Annotated in this window: 18 protein-coding genes; 1 reads left to right on the forward strand and 17 read right to left on the reverse strand. The window is 66.3% G+C overall.

The window, feature by feature from the left end; translation table 11 throughout:
* Positions 1-129: 129 nt before the first annotated feature.
* From ispA to eat, 17 genes are all read right to left on the reverse strand, one after another.
* Positions 130-1017 (reverse strand): (2E,6E)-farnesyl diphosphate synthase, encoded by an 888-nt coding sequence (gene ispA, locus AC1ZV1_RS04290; protein WP_484295652.1) that lies wholly within the window; start codon positions 1015-1017, stop codon positions 130-132.
* Positions 1014-1259 (reverse strand): exodeoxyribonuclease VII small subunit, encoded by a 246-nt coding sequence (locus AC1ZV1_RS04295; RefSeq protein WP_024764669.1) that lies wholly within the window; start codon positions 1257-1259, stop codon positions 1014-1016. The genes ispA and AC1ZV1_RS04295 overlap by 4 nt, the downstream gene beginning before the upstream one ends.
* Positions 1260-1386: 127 nt before the next feature.
* Positions 1387-2016: an START domain-containing protein gene (locus AC1ZV1_RS04300; protein WP_484295653.1), complete on the reverse strand. Its 630-nt coding sequence runs from the start codon at positions 2014-2016 to the stop codon at positions 1387-1389.
* Between the two features lie 323 nt (positions 2017-2339).
* Positions 2340-2870, reverse strand: coding sequence for an inorganic diphosphatase (gene ppa, locus AC1ZV1_RS04305; protein ID WP_484295654.1), 531 nt, complete (start codon positions 2868-2870; stop codon positions 2340-2342).
* 80 nt (positions 2871-2950) lie between these two features.
* Positions 2951-3769 carry a M90 family metallopeptidase gene (locus AC1ZV1_RS04310; RefSeq protein ID WP_484295655.1) on the reverse strand — a complete coding sequence of 273 codons (819 nt, stop codon included), beginning with the start codon at positions 3767-3769 and terminating at the stop codon, positions 2951-2953.
* Between the two features lie 7 nt (positions 3770-3776).
* Complete coding sequence (locus tag AC1ZV1_RS04315) at positions 3777-4436, reverse strand: DedA family protein (protein ID WP_484295656.1); 660 nt, start codon at positions 4434-4436, stop codon at positions 3777-3779.
* Positions 4437-4634: 198 nt separating this feature from the next.
* Complete coding sequence (locus AC1ZV1_RS04320; protein ID WP_484295657.1) at positions 4635-5519, reverse strand: substrate-binding periplasmic protein; 885 nt, start codon at positions 5517-5519, stop codon at positions 4635-4637.
* A 101-nt stretch (positions 5520-5620) separates the two neighbouring features.
* A complete protein-coding gene (locus AC1ZV1_RS04325) occupies positions 5621-6085 on the reverse strand; it encodes a GNAT family N-acetyltransferase (protein ID WP_081517245.1) in 465 nt (154 codons plus the stop codon).
* Between the two features lie 122 nt (positions 6086-6207).
* Complete coding sequence (locus AC1ZV1_RS04330) at positions 6208-6669, reverse strand: type IV pilin protein (protein ID WP_484295658.1); 462 nt, start codon at positions 6667-6669, stop codon at positions 6208-6210.
* Complete coding sequence (locus AC1ZV1_RS04335) at positions 6666-10103, reverse strand: pilus assembly protein (protein ID WP_484295659.1); 3438 nt, start codon at positions 10101-10103, stop codon at positions 6666-6668. The genes AC1ZV1_RS04330 and AC1ZV1_RS04335 overlap by 4 nt, the downstream gene beginning before the upstream one ends.
* Positions 10090-10635, reverse strand: coding sequence for a hypothetical protein (locus AC1ZV1_RS04340; RefSeq protein WP_484295660.1), 546 nt, complete (start codon positions 10633-10635; stop codon positions 10090-10092). The genes AC1ZV1_RS04335 and AC1ZV1_RS04340 overlap by 14 nt, the downstream gene beginning before the upstream one ends.
* The gene (locus tag AC1ZV1_RS04345; protein ID WP_484295661.1) at positions 10632-11378 is read right to left on the reverse strand and encodes a PilW family protein; all 747 of its coding nucleotides are present in this window, start codon (positions 11376-11378) and stop codon (positions 10632-10634) included. The genes AC1ZV1_RS04340 and AC1ZV1_RS04345 overlap by 4 nt, the downstream gene beginning before the upstream one ends.
* Positions 11375-11980 carry a type IV pilus modification protein PilV gene (gene pilV, locus AC1ZV1_RS04350; RefSeq protein WP_484295662.1) on the reverse strand — a complete coding sequence of 202 codons (606 nt, stop codon included), beginning with the start codon at positions 11978-11980 and terminating at the stop codon, positions 11375-11377. The genes AC1ZV1_RS04345 and pilV overlap by 4 nt, the downstream gene beginning before the upstream one ends.
* Positions 11971-12489: a GspH/FimT family pseudopilin gene (locus AC1ZV1_RS04355; RefSeq protein WP_484295663.1), complete on the reverse strand. Its 519-nt coding sequence runs from the start codon at positions 12487-12489 to the stop codon at positions 11971-11973. The genes pilV and AC1ZV1_RS04355 overlap by 10 nt, the downstream gene beginning before the upstream one ends.
* 198 nt (positions 12490-12687) lie before the next feature.
* Positions 12688-13494, reverse strand: coding sequence for an ethanolamine ammonia-lyase subunit EutC (eutC, locus tag AC1ZV1_RS04360; RefSeq protein ID WP_484295664.1), 807 nt, complete (start codon positions 13492-13494; stop codon positions 12688-12690).
* A gap of 15 nt (positions 13495-13509) precedes the next feature.
* Entirely contained in the window at positions 13510-14904 is a 1395-nt protein-coding gene (locus AC1ZV1_RS04365) for an ethanolamine ammonia-lyase subunit EutB (protein WP_484295665.1), read from the reverse strand.
* 11 nt (positions 14905-14915) lie between these two features.
* On the reverse strand, positions 14916-16280 hold the full coding sequence (gene eat, locus AC1ZV1_RS04370) for an ethanolamine permease (protein ID WP_484295666.1): 1365 nt from the start codon (positions 16278-16280) through the stop codon (positions 14916-14918).
* A 337-nt stretch (positions 16281-16617) separates the two neighbouring features.
* Between eat and qhpR the strand changes: the two genes are divergently transcribed.
* Positions 16618-17670 (forward strand): AraC-like transcriptional regulator QhpR, encoded by a 1053-nt coding sequence (qhpR, locus tag AC1ZV1_RS04375; RefSeq protein ID WP_484295667.1) that lies wholly within the window; start codon positions 16618-16620, stop codon positions 17668-17670.
* The last annotated feature ends 162 nt before the right edge of the window (positions 17671-17832 follow it).

Genomic DNA, 17832 nt, shown 5'->3' on the forward strand with positions numbered 1-17832 from the left:
ATGCAGTCCGGTCAGGTGGCTGGTGTAGGATATGGTATACGAAATCCCGGCGATGCAGTGAAGCACCGGCCAGCGGTCATCGCAATCGTGGATCAGCGGAGTTGCACGCGCAATGCGCGTGCCGAGGGATCAGTTGCGGCGGTCGACGATATAGCGGGCGAGGGCGCGCAGCGGCTCGGCGTTGTCGCCGAAACCTTCCAGCGCGGCCAGCGCCTGATCGCGCAGGGCCAGGGCGTAGGCCTTGGCGGCGTCGAGACCGAGCAGGGCGGGATAGGTCGGCTTGTCGTGCGCCTGGTCCTTGCCCTGGGTCTTGCCGAGGGTCGCGGTGTCGCTTTCCACGTCGAGGATGTCGTCCTGCACCTGGAACGCCAGGCCCACGGCCTCGGCATAGCGGCGCAGGGCGTCCAGCGCCTCGGCCGTGGCGTGGCCGCTGGCCAGGGCGCCCAGCTGCACGCTGGCTTCGATCAGCGCGCCGGTCTTGTGCCGGTGCATGGTTTCCAGCGCTGCCTGATCGATCTTGCGGCCCACGGACTCCAGGTCGATGGCCTGCCCGCCAACCATGCCGGCGGAACCGGCGGCGCGGGTCAGGGCCAGCAGCATGTCCAGACGGGTCTGGGCATCCTGCGGATTGAGCTGTGCGTTACCGATCACCTCGAATGCCAGCGCCTGCAGGCCGTCGCCGGCGAGAATCGCGCAGGCTTCGTCGAAAGCGATGTGGGTGGTCGGCTGGCCGCGGCGCAGGTCGTCGTCGTCCATGGCGGGCAGGTCGTCGTGCACCAGGGAGTAAGCGTGGATCAGCTCCACCGCGCAGGCCGCGCCATCGGCGCGTTCCGCCTCGCCACCGAGGGCTTCGCAGGCCGCGTAGGCCAGCAGCGGACGCACGCGCTTGCCGCCGTTGACCACGCTGTAGCGCATGGCGGCGTAGATGCGGGTGAGTTCTTCACGGGGGGCAACGAAGAGTTTTTCCAGCGCAGCATCGACACGCGCCGTGCAGCGCGCCTGGTAGGCCGAGATCATGCGTCTTCGCCTTCCGGATCGAAGGGCGCTTCGCTCAGTTCGCCATCGCGTTCCAGCAGGATCTGCACCTTCTGCTCCGCCTGGGTCAGCGCTGCCTGGCAGTCGCGGGTCAGGCGGATGCCCTGCTCGAAGGCACCCAGCGAATCCTCCAGCGACAACTCGCCGCTTTCCAGGCGCTCCACCAGTGTTTGCAGCTCGGCGAGGGACTGTTCGAAGTCGAGGGAAGCTTTCTTGCGGGCCATGCGGACATCTCGGCGGGGGTATTCGGAAACTTGCCGACACTAGCAGAGAGGGGGGGTGTGGGCAAATCTTCGGTCAGGTTGCGGGCGCCTGGACAAGCACCGGCCACCGCAATATCGGGCAGTCTTTCTAATCACCGTTGTCCCGTGCGCCCTGATGCTCCGCCACCAGCTTGAGCATCCTCAGCGACTCGAAGGGTGCATCCACAACGAACTGGTTCGCCAGCCACGACGGTACGCTGCCGCCGGGCTCGCCGCGCATTTCGTAGGTGACCTCGGTGAGCTCCGGGCCTTTGGGCACCATCCGCCAGGTGCCGGAAACGCTGGGCACGCGGATGCGGTCCTTGACCGGTGGGATGTAGTCAGGCGTGGCCTGCAGGCGGCGGATCATGCCGCCGTCCGGGGTTTCCTCGGTGCTCACCTTGAGCACCATGTCGCGCGGCTCGGCGGGCCAGGGCAACTTGGTGTCGAGGTAGACCCAGATGGCATCTTCGCTGTACTTGAGCAGGCGCATCTGTGCGCAGGCGTAGAGCCAGGCGCAGGAGACGCGCAGGTTTTCCTGCAGGTGGCCGAGGGTGGCTACATCCGCCTTCACCAGGGTTACGCCACGGAAGCTCTTGTAGCGCGACCCCGGCACCTGACGCAGGTAGACCTGCACGCCATCCTCGTCCTTGGCGAGCTTCCAGTTCGCGGCTTGCGCGACGGCAATCGCGGGGGCGGTCAGCAGGAGGGCGAGCAGAATGATCGAGGCGCGTTTCATGACAGCGGACCGGCGAGGGAATAGTCCGATCTTATGCCTGGCTCTTAGTTGCGGCGCATTGGCCGGCGAGCGGTCTGGCAGGGGAGTGCGCGGGCTGCGCGGTGGCACATCGTGGGCATTAAAAAAGCCGGCTTGTGGCCGGCTTTCAGGGGGTGGTCCAACCTTACTTCTGGTAGGGCGGACCGCCTTGATTCTGTGGCAGCGCAGCGAGCTGCGTGCGGGGGCGCAGATGGTAGCAAAGTCGAGACGAAAAGCCTAATCCCGGTCATGAAAAAGCCCCGCCTGGGCGGGGCTTTTCACGGCGCGGGCGGCCCGCGCGACCATCACTTGGCCTGGAAGGCGGCGACGGCCTTGTTGATGTAGTCGTGCGCCTGGGCGGCGTCGCCCCAGCCTTCGACCTTCACCCATTTGCCCTTCTCGAGATCCTTGTAGTTCTCGAAGAAGTGCTTGATCTGCTCCAGCAGCAGGGCCGGCAGGTCGGTGTATTCCTTCACGTCCTTGTACAGCACGGTCAGCTTGTCGTGCGGAACGGCGATCAGCTTGGCGTCACCGCCGGCTTCGTCGCTCATGTTCAGCACGCCAACGGGACGGGCGCGAATCACGGAACCCGGAGCGACCGGGTACGGGGTCACGACCAGCACGTCCAGGGGATCACCGTCGTCCGCCAGGGTGTTAGGGATGAAGCCGTAGTTGGCCGGGTAGAACATCGGGGTGGCCATGAAACGGTCGACGAACAGGCAGTCGGTGTCCTTGTCGATTTCGTACTTGATCGGCGCGTGGTTGGCCGGGATCTCGATGGCGACGTAAATGTCGTTCGGCAGGTCTTTGCCAGCCGGGATGCTGCTGTAGCTCATGGACGACTCCAGATAGTGGTCGGGCCGAAAAAGTGCGGCGGATTATAGGCAGATTGCCGTGTCCAAGCCACAGACATCGCCTAGTGCGCCCGAGTTTCCTGATATTCGGGGTGCTCGGCCTGCAGCCGGTGCAGGCGCGAGAGCGGATCTTGCCGGTAGAACAGCGAAAGCTGTTCATAGACTTTGGGATAGGCCGCCTGAAGGAGGTCGGGCGCGGTAAAGAAGTACTCGCTGGTGACGGCGAAGAACTCCGCAGGATTCTCGGCCGCGTACGGGTCGATGGCGGTGTGCGCCTGCGGGTTGTGGTCGAGCTGGCGGTTCATGTCGTCGTAGGCGGCCTGCATGGCAGCGGCCCAGTCGGTAACGCGCATGTCGCGGTGCAGCGGTGGCAGGCCGTTGGCGTCGCCATTGAGCATGTCGAGTTTGTGCGCCAGCTCGTGGATCACCAGGTTGTAGGCATCCCAGCCTCCGCCGCTTTCCACGCCGGGCCAGGCGAGGATTACCGGCCCCTGCAGCGAGGTTTCGCCGGCGCGCTCGTCGTCGAACTCATGCATGACGCCCGCCGGGTCGCGATGCTTCTGCGGGCTGACGAAGTCATCGGGGTAGAGCACCAGCTCATGAAAGCCGCCGTACCAGTTCAGATCCGGCAGGTGCAGCAGGGGCAGCTCGGCCTGGACGGCCAGCAGCAGGCGGCGGTAGTCGTCCAGCTCGATGCCGGGCAGCGGCGTGAGGCGCTTGTCGCGCAGGAACAGTAGCGACCGCTCGCCGAGCCGGTGCAATTCCTCTTCGCTGAGGCCATCGAGGATCGGCAGGTGCCGGCGTACCTGCGCCCACAATGCCGCGTCGAGCGGGTGGCGGGCGAGGAAGCGCCGGCGGCGCCAGGCGCTGAACGACCACATGGACGGATCAGCGCTCGTTGGGCTGGGCCTTGGCCGAGGGGCGCAGTTTGTGGCGGATGAAGCCGATCACCATGGGCAGCAGCGAGAAGGCGATGATGCCGATGATCATCACCGAGAGGTTTTGCTTGATGAACGGGACGTTGCCGAAGAAGAAGCCCAGAGTGACCAGGCCGCCGACCCAGGCGACGCTGCCGGCGACGCTGAAGAACAGGAAGCGCGCGTAGGGCATGTAGGCCATGCCGGCGACGAAGGGGGCGAAGGTGCGCACAATGGGCAGGAAGCGCGCCAGGGTCACGGTCTTGCCGCCATGGCGTTCGTAGAAGGCGTGGGTCTGGTCCAGGTAGTCGCGGCGGAAGATCTTCGAGTCCGGGTTGCTGAACAGGCGTTTGCCCAGCGTTCGACCTATCACGTAGTTGGTGCTGTCGCCGCTGATCGCCGCGATCAGCAGCAGACCACCGAGCATCCACGGGTCCATGCCGCCGGTGGCGCAGATGGCGCCGGCGATGAACAGCAGCGAGTCGCCCGGCAGGAAGGGCGTCACCACCAGGCCGGTCTCGCAGAAGATCACCAGGAAGAGGATGGCGTAGATCCAGGTGCCATAGTTCGCTACCGCCAGCGACAGGTAGGTGTCGAGGTGGAGAATCAGGTCGATCGGGTTGAAATCCATGAGAAGCCTGTCTGACAACGAGGTGTACGGCCGGGGCGCGCATTATAGGGCGCGTCGGGGCTGCCGTGGGGCGCGCTCCGTCGAATCCTGCGACGAAGGCCTGCGGGAGGATATTACAGCTTCTGCGTGAAAATCATGTCGCTGTGGGCACGGCAATGCCTTGTGACAAATGCCCGGCGCAGCGACGTGCCCGGCGCTTCAGAGCAGGCTGGCCTGCCAGCTCAGCAGGGCCGGCGTCGACGCGGGGAGTGATGCAGACCCGGGTGGCTCATCAGTTGCCGATGGTTGTTCGGCCAGAGGATACGCGGCGACTTCGCGGGTGTTCATGGCCGATTCCAGGCGCGCTTCGGCGATCAGCTGCTGCAGGCGCCCGCTGCGCCGCAGGGTGCGCAGGCCTCGATCGAGGCTGGCGGCCAGGGCTTCGCCCTCGGCGCGTTTCTTCGGCACCAGGACATAGAGCGGCTTGACCTCCAGCGGCGGATCGACGAACTCCAGTTGCTCGCGCAGCGCCGGGGCGTTCTGGTTGAGCAACTGGTACCCGGTGTAGCGGTCCACTACGGCGAGGTCGATGCGCCCGCGCAGGAGCTTCTCGAGGTTCTGCCAATCACTGCTGACCACGTCCTTGTTAAGGAAGTCGGCCGCATCGAAACCGACCTGATTGACGTAGCCGCGTACCACGCCAATGCGGTAAGGGCGCAGAGTGTCGAGGTCGCGGGGGTTGATCGGCAGGGCGCGATCGCGGCGGCGGAAGAAACCGAGCTGGGAGTCCAGCAGGGGCATCGAGGTGTAGAAATCCTGGCTGCGATCCGGCGACAGGTAGGCCGGCATCAGCGCGTCGAAATGGCCTTCGCGGGTTTCGTTGAGGGCCCGTTGCCAGGGCAGGAAGACCAGTTCGGCCTTGTCGCCGTTGAGCGCCAGGGCTTCGCTGAGGATGCGGCTGGCCAGCCCGTTGCCTGGCAGGTCGCTACCGACGTAGGGCGCCCATTCCAGGGTGGCGACGCGAAGGGTCTGGGCCTGGGCGATGGCGCTCAGGAAGGCGACGCAAAGACAGGCGGTGCGCAGAACAAGCAGGGAAATACGCATGGGATCCCTTCATGCGGAGGCCGCAGCAATTCCGATAGTGGCACTTTAATGCGCCTGGCCCGCCGATGCCAGCGGACGGGCCTGCAGCTCGAATCCGATCGTCAGTTCAGGTCGTCGCTGATCGGCAGGATGTAGTTCTTGAACTCGCTGTCCTCGCGGAAGCCGATGGACTCGTAGACCTTCTGCGCCACTTCGTTGTTGACGCTGGTGGACACGCGCATGCGCACGGCCTGGGTCTCGCGGGCCATCTGCCGGGCGGTCTGCAGCAGGTGGTCGGCGACCAGCTGGCGGCGTGCCTCTTCGGCGACGTAGATGTCGTTGAGGATCCACACGCGCTTGAGCGACAGCGAGGAGTAGCTCGGGTAGAGCTGGCAGAAGCCCAGCAGCTTGCTGTCGTCATCGTCCGGCAGCGCCAGGTAGATCACCGATTCCTTGCGGCGCAGGCGCTTCTCGAGAAATTTCCGCGAGGACTCGGGGTAGGGGAGCATGCCGTAGAACTCGCGGTATTTGACGAACAGCGGCGCGAGCAGGTCGAGATGGTCGAGCGTGGCTTGCACGATGCGCATAAGCGGGCCTCGGCGGGAGGTGAATGGGCTGGTATGGCAATGCAGGGGCTATGCCAGCGGATAGCCATCGGTCCGATGCTGCACCAGAAATTGTGGAAAGCGCAATCCAAGCGAGCGTTTGATCAACGCCAGCAGCTGTCGACGCTTCCCGCGCTCACGCCGCGGGTGCCGCGCTCGTCGAGGGTGAAGTCGCCACAGTCCGGATCGCGCAGCTGGGCGCCTCTTCGCTGGGCGGTCAGTCGGTAGCGGCGGGTGTCGCCGTCGGGGTGCTCGGCGGCCAGTTCGTACAGCTGGTGCGTCGAGAGGCGCTTGCCGTCGGCCGTGAGCGGGTAGGTGAATGCCAGCTTCGCGGGATCGTCGGTGTACTTGCTGTATTGCGCGAGGTAGCGCTCCTGTTGGGCGGCGGCATCGCGCAGCAGGGTCTGGGCCTCGCTGCGGTTGGCGCGCAGGACAAACTGGCGGTAGCTGGGAATGGCGATGCCGGCGAGCAGGGCCAGGATGGAAACCACCACCATCAGTTCGACCAGGGTGAATCCGCCGGCTTTCGTGAGGCGCGGCGCAGGTGCCAGGGGCAGGGCTTTCATGGGTAACTCACGGGCAGGTTGTAGTTCATGATCCGCCAGTTGAAGCGGCCCTGGTTCACCGGGTTGAACAGCTGCACGGGGAGACGGCTGCCGTCCGGCGTGTAGAGGCTGTCGCCGACGCGGGTCACCGGGCCGTCGATGCGCACGCCGCTGGCGGTCTCGCTGAAGGAGCCGTCGCCCACCAGGTCGAACACGTTGAAGTCCAGTGCGCCACCGGTCTTCGGATTCACCGCCAGTAGCCAGTAGGTGATGCCCGCGCTGCAGGGATCGGCATTGGGCTGGCCGACGGTGACGAACAGCACGTCGCCGAGCATGAAGGGCTGGTCGAGGACCATCTCGCCATCGGCGAGGTCGACGTACCAGCCACGGATGCCGACGCCGCGCTTGCCGCTGCTGTCCCAGGCCACGGCGGTATTGCTCAGCTGGCGGACCTCGCTGGTGCCGGCACTGTGGGTGACGGTTTCCCTGCTCAGCGTCTGGGCCTGCAGGTCGGCAAGTCTGGTCAGTGGGGCAGGGGCTCCGGCGCCATCGACGTGGGCGAGGTAGTCGGTCTGGTCCCAGAAGCCGTAAAGGGACTGGCGGCTGACCGCGCCTTCCTTGTCGCCCCCCTCGAAGTACTTGCCGGTGCCGGCGATCACCAGTTGTCCGCCGCGTGGATGCTGGGTGACCTCGGCGGCAGCGCTCAGTGGCTGGCTGCGGCTGGCAGGGATGCTGGCGAGCAGGCTGGACGCAGCGTCGAGGCCGGCCTGCCGGTAGAGCTGGCCCTGCAGGCTGCCGTAATAGCGCTGAGCGAGTTCGCCGGGACTGGCGGCGCGAGTCCAGGCGACGGTGCTGCCCACCTCGCCGTCGCCGGCGGCGGACTCGCTGGCGGCGCTGATACGCCCGTCTTCCAGGCGGATCGACAGGGAGTAGCCCTTGGCGGTGTCGTAACCGTTGCCAGTGAGTACATAGGCAACGCCGCCCGAGACCGTGATCACCGGTCGGTCAAGTATGTAGCCGAAGTCGATGTCCTTGCCGTTCTCGCTGCTGGCGCTGCCGGCATGTTCCCAGAGCAGGCGTGGCTCGTCGGCGTCGGTAATGTCCAGGGCGAACAGACCCCGTCCACCGCGTCCGGGCGCCATGACCAGTACCGTGTGCCAGCTGCCGTCGAAATGCACATCGCGGGTGACCGCACTCCCGTCGACGTAGAAGCGGTGCAGGCTGTTGGTGTTTTCCTCTTCCGAGCGTGCGGCGTAGTTGGTGTCGGAGAGGTAGTTGAGCTGTCCGTACACGGCGGCGGGGATGAAGGCCCAGCGTTCCCGGCCGGTCTCGTCGAAGGCGTGCAGCATGCCGTCGTTGGCGCCGACGTAGAGACGACTCTCGCGATCGGCGTTGGCTTGCCGGAAGGCGTCATAGCCGGTCGCGCCGGCGGCCTTCTCCAGGTAGTAGGTGACGGAGGATGGCGCGCCGACAACCACGGGCGAGGAGTAGATGATGTCGCCCAGCAGGTGGTTGCGGGCGCGGAAGGTGTCACCTTCGTCGCTGCGATCACCGCGCAACCAGGCGACGCGCTTTGCTCCCAGCTTGTCTTCGCGCTGGGTACCCGGTGCGCGGTCGAGCATTTGCTGCTGCTCGGCCGCGAGGTTGCTCCAGGTGAAGGCCTGCAGGCTGCCCCTGGCACTGTCCGGCGCGGTGTTGGTGTAGATGTTGCGGGTGTCCGGCGTGCGCAGGTTGAGCTGATTGCGGAACGACAGCGCGGAGTTCGCCTGGGCAGTGCCGTTGGCATCCAGGCGGTATTGCAGGATGTCGCCGCTCCAGTCGGTAGGCTGATAGCTGGCGCGGTAGAGGTGGGTATTGGTGTTCAGGGATGTGGAGCTGGCGCCCGCGGCGGCCACCGCCAGTTGGTTGCTGGAGATGCTGCTGACGATCGCCTGGAAGGCCTTGACCAGTTCGGTGGTGGAGTCGGCGCTGAAGAACTCGCCGCGGGAATTCAGCGCGCCGTGCCAGAGCGCAGCCACCTTGCCTTCGTTGGCGGTAACGGTCATGCCGTCGAGGCTGGTGCTGGCGCTGGGGTTCGGCCAGCTCCTGGTGCCATCGAGCAACTGCGGATAGGAGCCGGAATAGGTGTCGCCGTCCCATTGCAGGTACTTCAGCGTCGGGCCGAGCCCCAGGCCGACGGTGTAGGTGACCACGTGTTGCCAGGTGGCCGGGTCGTTCTTCGGGTTCCAGTAGTCGTTGCCGTCGCGAAAACGCGGCGGCACCTTGTTGTCCAGGTCGGGGCGGGCATCGGTCGCCCAGCCGAGGAAGATGTTGTCGGCCAGGGTGTTCGACCATTTGTCCTGGTAGGGCGACTTGAGGGGGAATGCCGTACCGTCGGGCAGGGTACGCGCGGTGCCGTCGGCATTGCTGCCGCCGGAGCCATCGCCGAAGCCATCGGTCATCAGCAGGTGGTAGCTGGGCCGGCAGGCATATTCGGTCTTCACGTCGCGGGCGCTGCCCGGCACACGGGCATAGGGGTTGTAGGCGGTGGTGTTGCCCAGGTAGGTGTTGACCCGGTTCTGCGCCGTACCCAGCGGTGTGCCGCCGCTGGCGGCCAGGCGGCTGGTGAAGTTGAAGAAGTCGGCCTTGTGCTGGCCGGCGAAGGCCGCGAGCGTCTGGTTGCCGCAGGCCGTGGAACTCATGCTGAAGTTGGTGTTGTAGCAGCTGTTCAGCGCCTGCCAGGTCACCCGGATGTGCTCGGGCAGGTCGAACAGCGCCAGGTTGGCGGCGGTACGCGTGGCAAGCTGGCGGGTGCGGTAGAAGGAAAACCAGTTGGCGTAGTTCTGCTTCTCCTCTGCGGTGGTGACCCAGTGCGGGGTGAAGCAGGTCCGGGTGCAGGCGCTGGCGCTGGTGAACGATGAGTCCGCCGCGCAGTTCTGCACGGCGCTGAGGCTGCTGGTAGCTACATTGCGCGCGTGCGGGCAGGACGCATTGAACTGGTAGTAATGGGCGTAGCGCTGGTAACTGTCGGTGCTGTTGACCGCCTGGGTTGCGTTCTGGCTATAGCCGTTGCCGGTGTTCTTGTTCAGGTCGACGGTGCTGGTCTGGTTGGTGAGGAAACCGTCGTAATAGGCCTTGTCGAAGCTGGTGGTGTAGCGCTCGCTGACGATCCGGCCGCCGCTGAAGGTGACCTTCCACGGCACTTCGTAGGTGATGTCCGGGTTGTAGTACATCGGGTTGTAGGCGGTGGAACGGTTGGCGATGCTGTAGGAACTCATGCCATCCGGGGTGTAGGCGCTGGTCATGCTGCCGGAGTCGTCGAGGGTGACGATCAGGTTGGGCGAGACGCCTTCCACCAGGAACAGCGGCGCCTGGCTGGGGGTTGCGGCGCGAGCCCCGGTGCAGGCGAGCAGCAGTGCCAGGCTGGCCAGCGCGGCGAGGCGAAACGGCGCGTGGAACGAGTCAGCGCTGGACACGGGCGTACTCCTGAAGTCGGACCAGGGCCTGGTCGGTGATTCCGGTCGAGAGGGCGTTCATCTGCAGCAGCAAGGTGCCGCTCCCCGCCAGGCAGTCGGACATGCCGCTGGAAGAGCGGCTCTCGCATTGCGCAGCGACGTACCAGCGTGGCGCGCTGCTCAGTTCAGCCAGTTGGTCGGGCGTGGCCAGGTCGTTGCCCCGGTAGGTGCGTGCCCGGGTCAGCAGTGCGCTGCTGGCGGCGTTCTCCGGTTCGAGCCAGAGCCTGTCGCAGAGCAGCACCTCTTGCTGGTTCTGCGCGGTACTGATGCAGGTGTCGGCCTCGCCGACGGCCATCGACGGGCTGTAGCGGGTCCGGTCGAGTGCCTCACCGATCGCCGAGGCGGCGCCGCCCAGCGCGGCCTGATAGTCCCGTGACTCGGCCAGGCTGTTGTCCAGCAGCAGGCCACTGCGCAGGTTGCCCAGGGTCAGGATGCTCAGCGCCAGCAACAGGAGCAGGGCGATCAGCAGGGTCTGGCCACGTTGCCGGTTCATGGCTGGTTCCTCAGGTAGAGCGTCTGCGTGAAGGCGTTGCACAGGCCGCGCGCACCGGTGCTTTGCGTTGTCGCGGCGTTCAGCGGGTCCTGGTAGGTGCAGTTCTCGGGCAGCAGTGCGCGGGTGGAGGTGAGCACCAGGCCGGCGCGGAGCTGGTTGGTCGAGCCGACTGCGAACATCAGGTCGTGGATGCCGCTGGCAAGGGCGACCTCGCCGGTGGACAAGGCGTTGTTGGTCTTGCACCGCAACTCGCCGTCGACCAGACGCAGGTGGCTGACCAGTACCGGCGGGTTGCCTGCATCGTCATCGCTGTAGAGCGCGGCGCCCGTGCAGTCCTGATGCACTTGCGCATCGCTGCGTTGAGGGCGCTGGTAGCGCAGGCACAGGCCGCGGCCGCCGGCATCCGGGCTGGCGATCTTGCCGGCTCCGAAGGTGCAGCCGGTGGCTGTGTCGGTCAGGGCAGGGAAGGGGCCCTCGCGGTCGATGACGAAGTCGTACTGCTGGTCATCGGCAGCGGTCGCGTGGCGTACCCAGGCGCTGTAGCCGGCCTGCCCACTCTCGCGCTGCAGCAGGTCGAGGATGAAGCGGGCGTTGGCCTGGTTCTGCTGCTGGGCGTGGTTGAAGGCAGCATGATCACTGCCTGACAGGTAGATCTGCAGTACCCCAAACAGCACCATCACACCCAGCGCGATGGCGACCATGAGTTCGATCAGGGACAGGCCGGTCTGGCGATGCGCGGTCATGGCTGGATGCTCAGGCGGTAGCGTTCGATGCCGCCGCTATCGCTGCCGGAGAGGCAGGCCGCGTCGTCATCGTCGGCGGTGGTCGGGCTGCCGGCCTGGCAATTGCGGCTGTGCCACGCGAGCTGGATCAGCAGCAGCGGCTGGCGCGAACCGGCGTCGCAGGTCTTGCCGTCGCGGCTGGGGCAGATGAAGGTGTTGTCGCTCATCAGCGCCTCGTCGGTGTTGAGCTTCAGGCGCAGTTGCTCGGCCCAGCAGGCCAGCTCGCGGTGGGCCCGATCCGCCTTGCCCAGGCCGCTGGTGGCGCAACTCTGGCCGCTGCCAAGGGTGGGAAAACCGGTGCCGGCCGGGACCAGGTAGGCCGCGTCGGTACTGAGCTTGCCCTTGCTGACCAGTGCCTCGCGGTTGGCCTGGATGCTGCGGGCGAGGTCGGCGGCGAGCAGCAGGGCGTTCTGCCGCTGCTGGCTGTCGTGGCTGTAGGCGATGCTGCGACTCTGCAGGGCCAGCATGCCGAGCAGGGCGACGCTGGTGAGCATCACCGCGACCATGACTTCGATCAGGTAGAAGCCCCGCTGGGCCTGGCGGAATCGATGCGTCAGTCGCATGGGGCCACCGCTCCGCCGCGCTGCAGGCAGACCTTGCTCGAGTAGCGGCCGGCCGTCAGGGTGAAGACCCGCGGGAAGCTGCCGCTGCCGGTGGCGATGCCGTTACCGTCGAACTCCAGCGGGCCGGCCTGTTCCTGAGTGATGAGTACCTTGCCGGAATCGTCGAGACGGGTCCTGCGCAACTCGATCTCCCGGTGGCCCTCCAGGTCGCCGCCGCGCAGTCGTCCGACGCTCAGTGCGGAGCTCCAGTCGCCGCTGCTCTGCGGCGTCACCCGTACCGGCTGTCGGCCGATCTGCGCCTGGGCGCGGGCGTACTGCAATACCGCGACCAGTTGCTTGCCGGTGCTCTGGGCGCGGTTGCGATTGATCAGCATGTCGAAGGAGGGCACCGCGATGCCCAGCAGGATCGCCAGGATCGCGATGGTCACCATCGCTTCGATCAGGGTGAAACCCTGCTGAGCCCGCAGGTGGCGGGCTGGGGCGTGCAACTGAGTCTTGGGTGAATCCATCGTCTCGCCATCGACATGAAGCGCCGTGTACTGGCGCTTCCTTTCGTGCCCGGGGCACGGTCATTGATGGCGTGGTTTTTATCGTGACGGACGGTGGCGGCGATTTAAGACGATTCTTAAAGACAGCGACCCGCTGCGCGGCATGTGGTCGCGCTCACGCGATGGATGATCCGGGCTGTCGGCTCGGTCGCCGTTGCGTCAGCCACTGACAAGAAAGTTGCCCTGCGTGCTGGTGTTCTCGCCCTCCAGTGCCGGAAGCTCCGCCTCGTCCTTCAGGTTCACGCCCGAGAGCTGCCGGCGGCAGGCTTCGCGCATCAGGTAGAGCAGCCGGTGGGTAGCGAGGCCGTAGCTCAGGCCTTCCAGCCGGACGTTGGAGATGCAGTTGCGGTAGGCGTCATTCAGGCCAACCTTCGGCGCCCAGGTGAAGTACAGGCCCAGGCTGTCGGGTGAGGACAGGCCGGGGCGCTCGCCGATCAGGATCACCACCATCTTCGCCCGCAGCAGTTCGGCGACTTCGTCGGCCACGGCAACCCGACCCTGCTGCACCAGCGCAACCGGCGACAGGCTCCAGCCCTCGTTGCGCGCCTGCTCTTCCATACGCTCGAGGAAGGGCAGGCTGTGGCGTTGCACGGCCAACGAGGAGAGACCATCGGCGATCACCACGGCGAGGTCGTAGCCCTGGGGATGGCGGTCTGCGTGGCGGCGCAGAATATCGGCCGATTCTTCATTCAGCCGGCGGCCGAGATCGGGGCGTTGCAGGTAGGTGTCGCGGTCGGCGGCGGCGCTGTGCAGCAGCAGGGTGTCGCGGCCTCGTTCGGCCAGTTGCGTGGCGAGCCCGTCGCGGTCGAAAGGCAGGTGCACGGCGTCGCGCGCCTGGGCGTGGGCGAACTGGAAGTCCAGCTGTGCGTGGGTCGGCAGGCTGGTGCCGGCACGACCCAGGGCGATGCGCGCGGCGGTCAGCCGACGCAGTTCCTGCCAGGGGTTGGGGGTGAAGCTGTCGCTCATCGAAGACTCCTCAACTCAGGACAGTTGTGCGAGCGCATGGCGGAAGGCGCCGGGAAGCTGGCTGGCCATGTGCACGCGGCCGTCCTGCTGGCGGAGGATGTCCATGCGCGCAAGCCACGCCTCGAACTCCGGCGCCGGCCGAAGGCCCAGCGTCTGCCGCGCGTAGAGCGCATCGTGGAAGGAGGTGGTCTGGTAGTTGAGCATCACGTCGTCGGAGCCAGGGATGCCCATGATGAAGTTGATGCCGGCCACGCCCAGCAGGGTCAGGAGCATGTCCATGTCGTCCTGGTCGGCCTCGGCGTGGTTGGTGTAGCAGATGTCGCAACCCATGGGCACGCCGAGCAGCTTGGCGCAGAAGTGGTCTTCGAGCCCGGCGCGGATGATCTGCTTGCCGTTGTACAGGTACTCCGGACCGATGAAGCCGACCACGGTGTTCACCAGGAACGGCTTGAAGTGCCGCGCCACCGCGTAGGCGCGGGTCTCGCAGGTCTGCTGGTCGACGCCGTGGTGGGCGTTGGCCGACAGCGCGCTGCCCTGGCCGGTCTCGAAGTACATGAGGTTGTCCCCGAGCGTCCCGCGCTTCTGTGACAACCCGGCCTCGTAGCCTTCCTGGAGGATCGACAGGCTCACGCCGAAGCTGGCGTTGGCCGCCTCGGTGCCGGCGATGGACTGGAACACCAGGTCCAGCGGCGCGCCGCGGTTGATCGCCTCGATGGAGCTGGTGACGTGGGTGAGCACGCAGGACTGGGTGGGGATTTCGTAGCGCTGGATGATCGCGTCGAGCATCTCCAGCAGGGTGCAGATCGATTGCAGGCTGTCAGTGGCCGGGTTGATGCCGAGCATGGCGTCGCCGTTGCCGTAGAGCAGGCCGTCGAGCACGCTGGCGGCGATGCCGGCCGGGTCATCCGTGGGATGGTTGGGTTGCAGCCGCGTGGACATGCGGCCGCGCAGCCCCAGGGTGTTGCGGAAACGGGTGACCACGCGGATTTTCTGCGCGACCAGCACCAGATCCTGCACGCGCATGATCTTCGATACCGCCGCCGCCATTTCCGGCGTCAGTCCGGGCGCCAGGGCGCGCAGGCTCGCTTCGTCGGCCGCATCGCCGAGCAGCCAGTCGCGCAGGCCACCCACCGTGAGGTGGCTGACCGGCGCGAAGGCCTGGAGGTCGTGGGTGTCGATGATCAGCCGGGTGACTTCGTCGCTCTCGTAGGGGATCAGCGCTTCGTCGAGAAAACGCTTGAGCGGGATGTCGGCCAGCGCCATCTGCGCGGCGACGCGCTCGGCGTCGCTGCCGGCGGCAACTCCGGCAAGGCGGTCGCCGGAGCGTGCCGGGCTGGCCTTGGCCATCACCTCGCGCAGGCTGTCGAAACGCCAGGTCTGGCCACCGACGCTGTGGACGAATCCGGACATGGCGCTCCTCCTCAGCCCTGGCTGGCGAACGAGGCATCGGTGCCGCGATTCAGGCTGATGACGATGCTGCAGCAGGAGCAGCCTCCGATCATCAGCACCAGGAACACCGACGCGATGACGCTGTTGAACCAGAGCATGGCGGCCAGGCAGACCAGCGCCAGGACCAGCGCGATGGCCGGCACCACCGGGTACCCCGGCGCACGGAAGCTGCGCTCCAGGTTCGGCTCGCTGCGGCGCAGCTTGAACAGGCTGAACATGCTCATGATGTACATGACGATCGCGCCGAACACGCTCATGGTGATCATCGCCGCGGTCAGTGTCATGCCCTGCAGGCTGATCAGGCCGTCGCTGAAGATGGCCGCGATGCCCACAGCGCCGCCTGCGAGGATGGCGCGGTGCGGCGTCTGGAAGCGCGACAGCTTGGCCAGGCCGCGCGGCAGGAAGCCTGCGCGGGCCAGCGCGAAGAACTGCCGCGAGTACCCCAGGATGATGCCGTGGAAGCTCGCCACGAGGCCGAACAGGCCGATCCACACCAGCATGTGCATCCAGGTGGAGTTGTTGCCCACCACGGCTTTCATGGCCTGCGGCAGCGGGTCATTGATGTTCGACAGGGCACGCCAGTCGCCGACACCGCCGGCGAAGATCATCACGGCGATGGCCAGCGAGACCAGGGTCAGGATGCCGGCGATGTAGGCGCGCGGGATGGTGCGTTTCGGGTCCTTGGCTTCCTCGGCGGCCATGGCCGCACCCTCGATGGCGAGGAAGAACCAGATGGCGAACGGGATCGCGGCGAAGATGCCGGCCATGGCGGTGGAGCCGAACACGTCCGAGCCGGCCCAGCCGTTGAGCACGAAGTTGCTGAAGCTGAAGCCCGGTGCGACCACGCCCATGAACACCAGCAGCTCGGCCACCGCCAGCACGGTCACCACCAGTTCGAAGGTGGCGGCGATGCTCACGCCGAGGATGTTCAGGGTCATGAAGATCACGTAGGCGCCGGTGGCCGCCCACTTCGGATCGAGGCCGGGGAACTGCACGTTGAGGTAGGCGCCGATGGCCATGGCGATGGCCGGCGGGGCGAAGACGAATTCGATCAGGGTGGCGATGCCGGCGATCATCCCGCCGGTCTTGCCGAATGCCCGCAGGCTGTAGGCGAAGGGACCGCCGGCGTGGGGGATGGCGGTGGTCAGCTCGGTGTAGCTGAAGATGAAGCAGGTGTACATCACCGCGACGATCAGCGTGGTGACGAGAAAGCCCAGGGTGCCTGCGGCGGCCCAGCCGTAGCTCCAGCCGAAGTACTCACCGGAGATCACCAGGCCCACGGCGAGCCCCCAGAGGTGCAGGGTGCCAAGCGTCGGTTTGAGTTGTGATGCGCTCATTGTTGTTATTCCTCTTCTCTCAAGGAGTGAGCCGCAAGGGGCGGGCCGCAGGGGCGTGGACGGATACCTGAGACCCGATGGTAGTGGCGCACTGCCGCGCAAGACTTGACCGCTGGAACCGGCTTTCGCCGTGCAGGGTCAACTGGTTGTTACCCATTGCCCCACCCTGCGCGCGGTGCTCGGTTCTGGTGCTCGGTCGCGTTCGAATGCTTCGTGTTGTGGCAGCTGCAAGCCACGGGCGGCGCCCTCTCCGGCCTGATGGGCCGATGCTGGGCGAGGCACGGGATTTGCTTTGTTTATCGGTTCGAAGTGCCTCATAACAAGATCGGTAACCGTCATGAGCCAGCCACTATTTTCTCCGTCCGGACTGAGCCTGCCCCTGGCCAGCAACATCGGCGTGCTGTCTGCCGCGGCCAGCGGCCTGGGTCGCTTCATCGGCGACCAGGGCGGCGACATCGATCGCGTCTTCGGCCGTGCCGGCATCGACCCGGAGCGCCTGCTGCATCCGACCCTGAGCCTGGCGCTGACCAATTACTGCCAGGTGCTGGAAGAGGCCGCGCGACAGTCGGGCTGCGACAATTTCGGGCTGCGCTACGGCGAGCAGTTCCGCCCCCGCGAGTTGGGTCTGCTGGGCTACGTCGGACTCTGTTCGGAGACGCTGGAAGAGGCGCTGAAGAACTTCGCCGCAGCCTTCCCCTATCACCAGCACGACACCCTGATCCGCCTGGTGGATTGCGGCGAGTGCTATCGCTTCGACTACCAGGTGCGCCACGGCGCGATCCTCGACCGCCGCCAGGATGCCGAGCTGACCCTGGGGATGGCGCTGAACCTGATGCGCCACGTGCTCGGCTCCGACTGGGCACCGCGCGCGGTGAGCTTCGAACACGTGCGGCCGGAAGGCTGGCAGGAGCATGGCCGGGTGTTCGACGCGCCGGTGTTGTTCCAGCGCGGCTGCAATTCGATGCTGATTCCCAAGCGTGACCTCTACGGCCGGCAGATGCCCGAGCGCGATGCCAACCTGCTGTTCCTGGTGCAGGATGTGATCCGTCGCCTGGGCGAGCAGGGCGGTGCGCCCAATCTGGTGGAGGACGCCGGCACCCAGATCCGCCTGGCGCTGGTTGATGGCGAGCCGTCGCTGGAGCTCATCGCCGAGCAACTGGAGCTCACCACTGCCGGCCTGCAACGGCGCCTGCGCGAGGCCGGGCTGAGTTTCAGCCAACTGGTGGAAAACACCCGTCGCGAGCTGGCGCTGCATTACCTGCGCCAGCCGCAGCGGCCGATCTCCGAGCTGGCGCCGTTGCTGGGGTACTCCGAGACCAGCGCCTTCTCCCGTGCCTTCCGCCGCTGGTTCGGCGTGAGTCCGCGGCAGTGGCGTAGCGACGCCAGCTGAGTCTTTCCATCGTGTGGTCCGCTACATGAAGCCCTGCGCGAGAGGCTGCCCTCTCCCTAACCCTCTCCCTGAAGGGAGAGGGGACTGTTCGGCGCAGGGTGAAGCCATATCGTCAGCTGGCACGATCTGCTCCCTCTCCCTTCAGGGAGAGGGCGGGGGAGA

It is taken from the genome of Pseudomonas sp. BB438, from assembly GCF_057180225.1.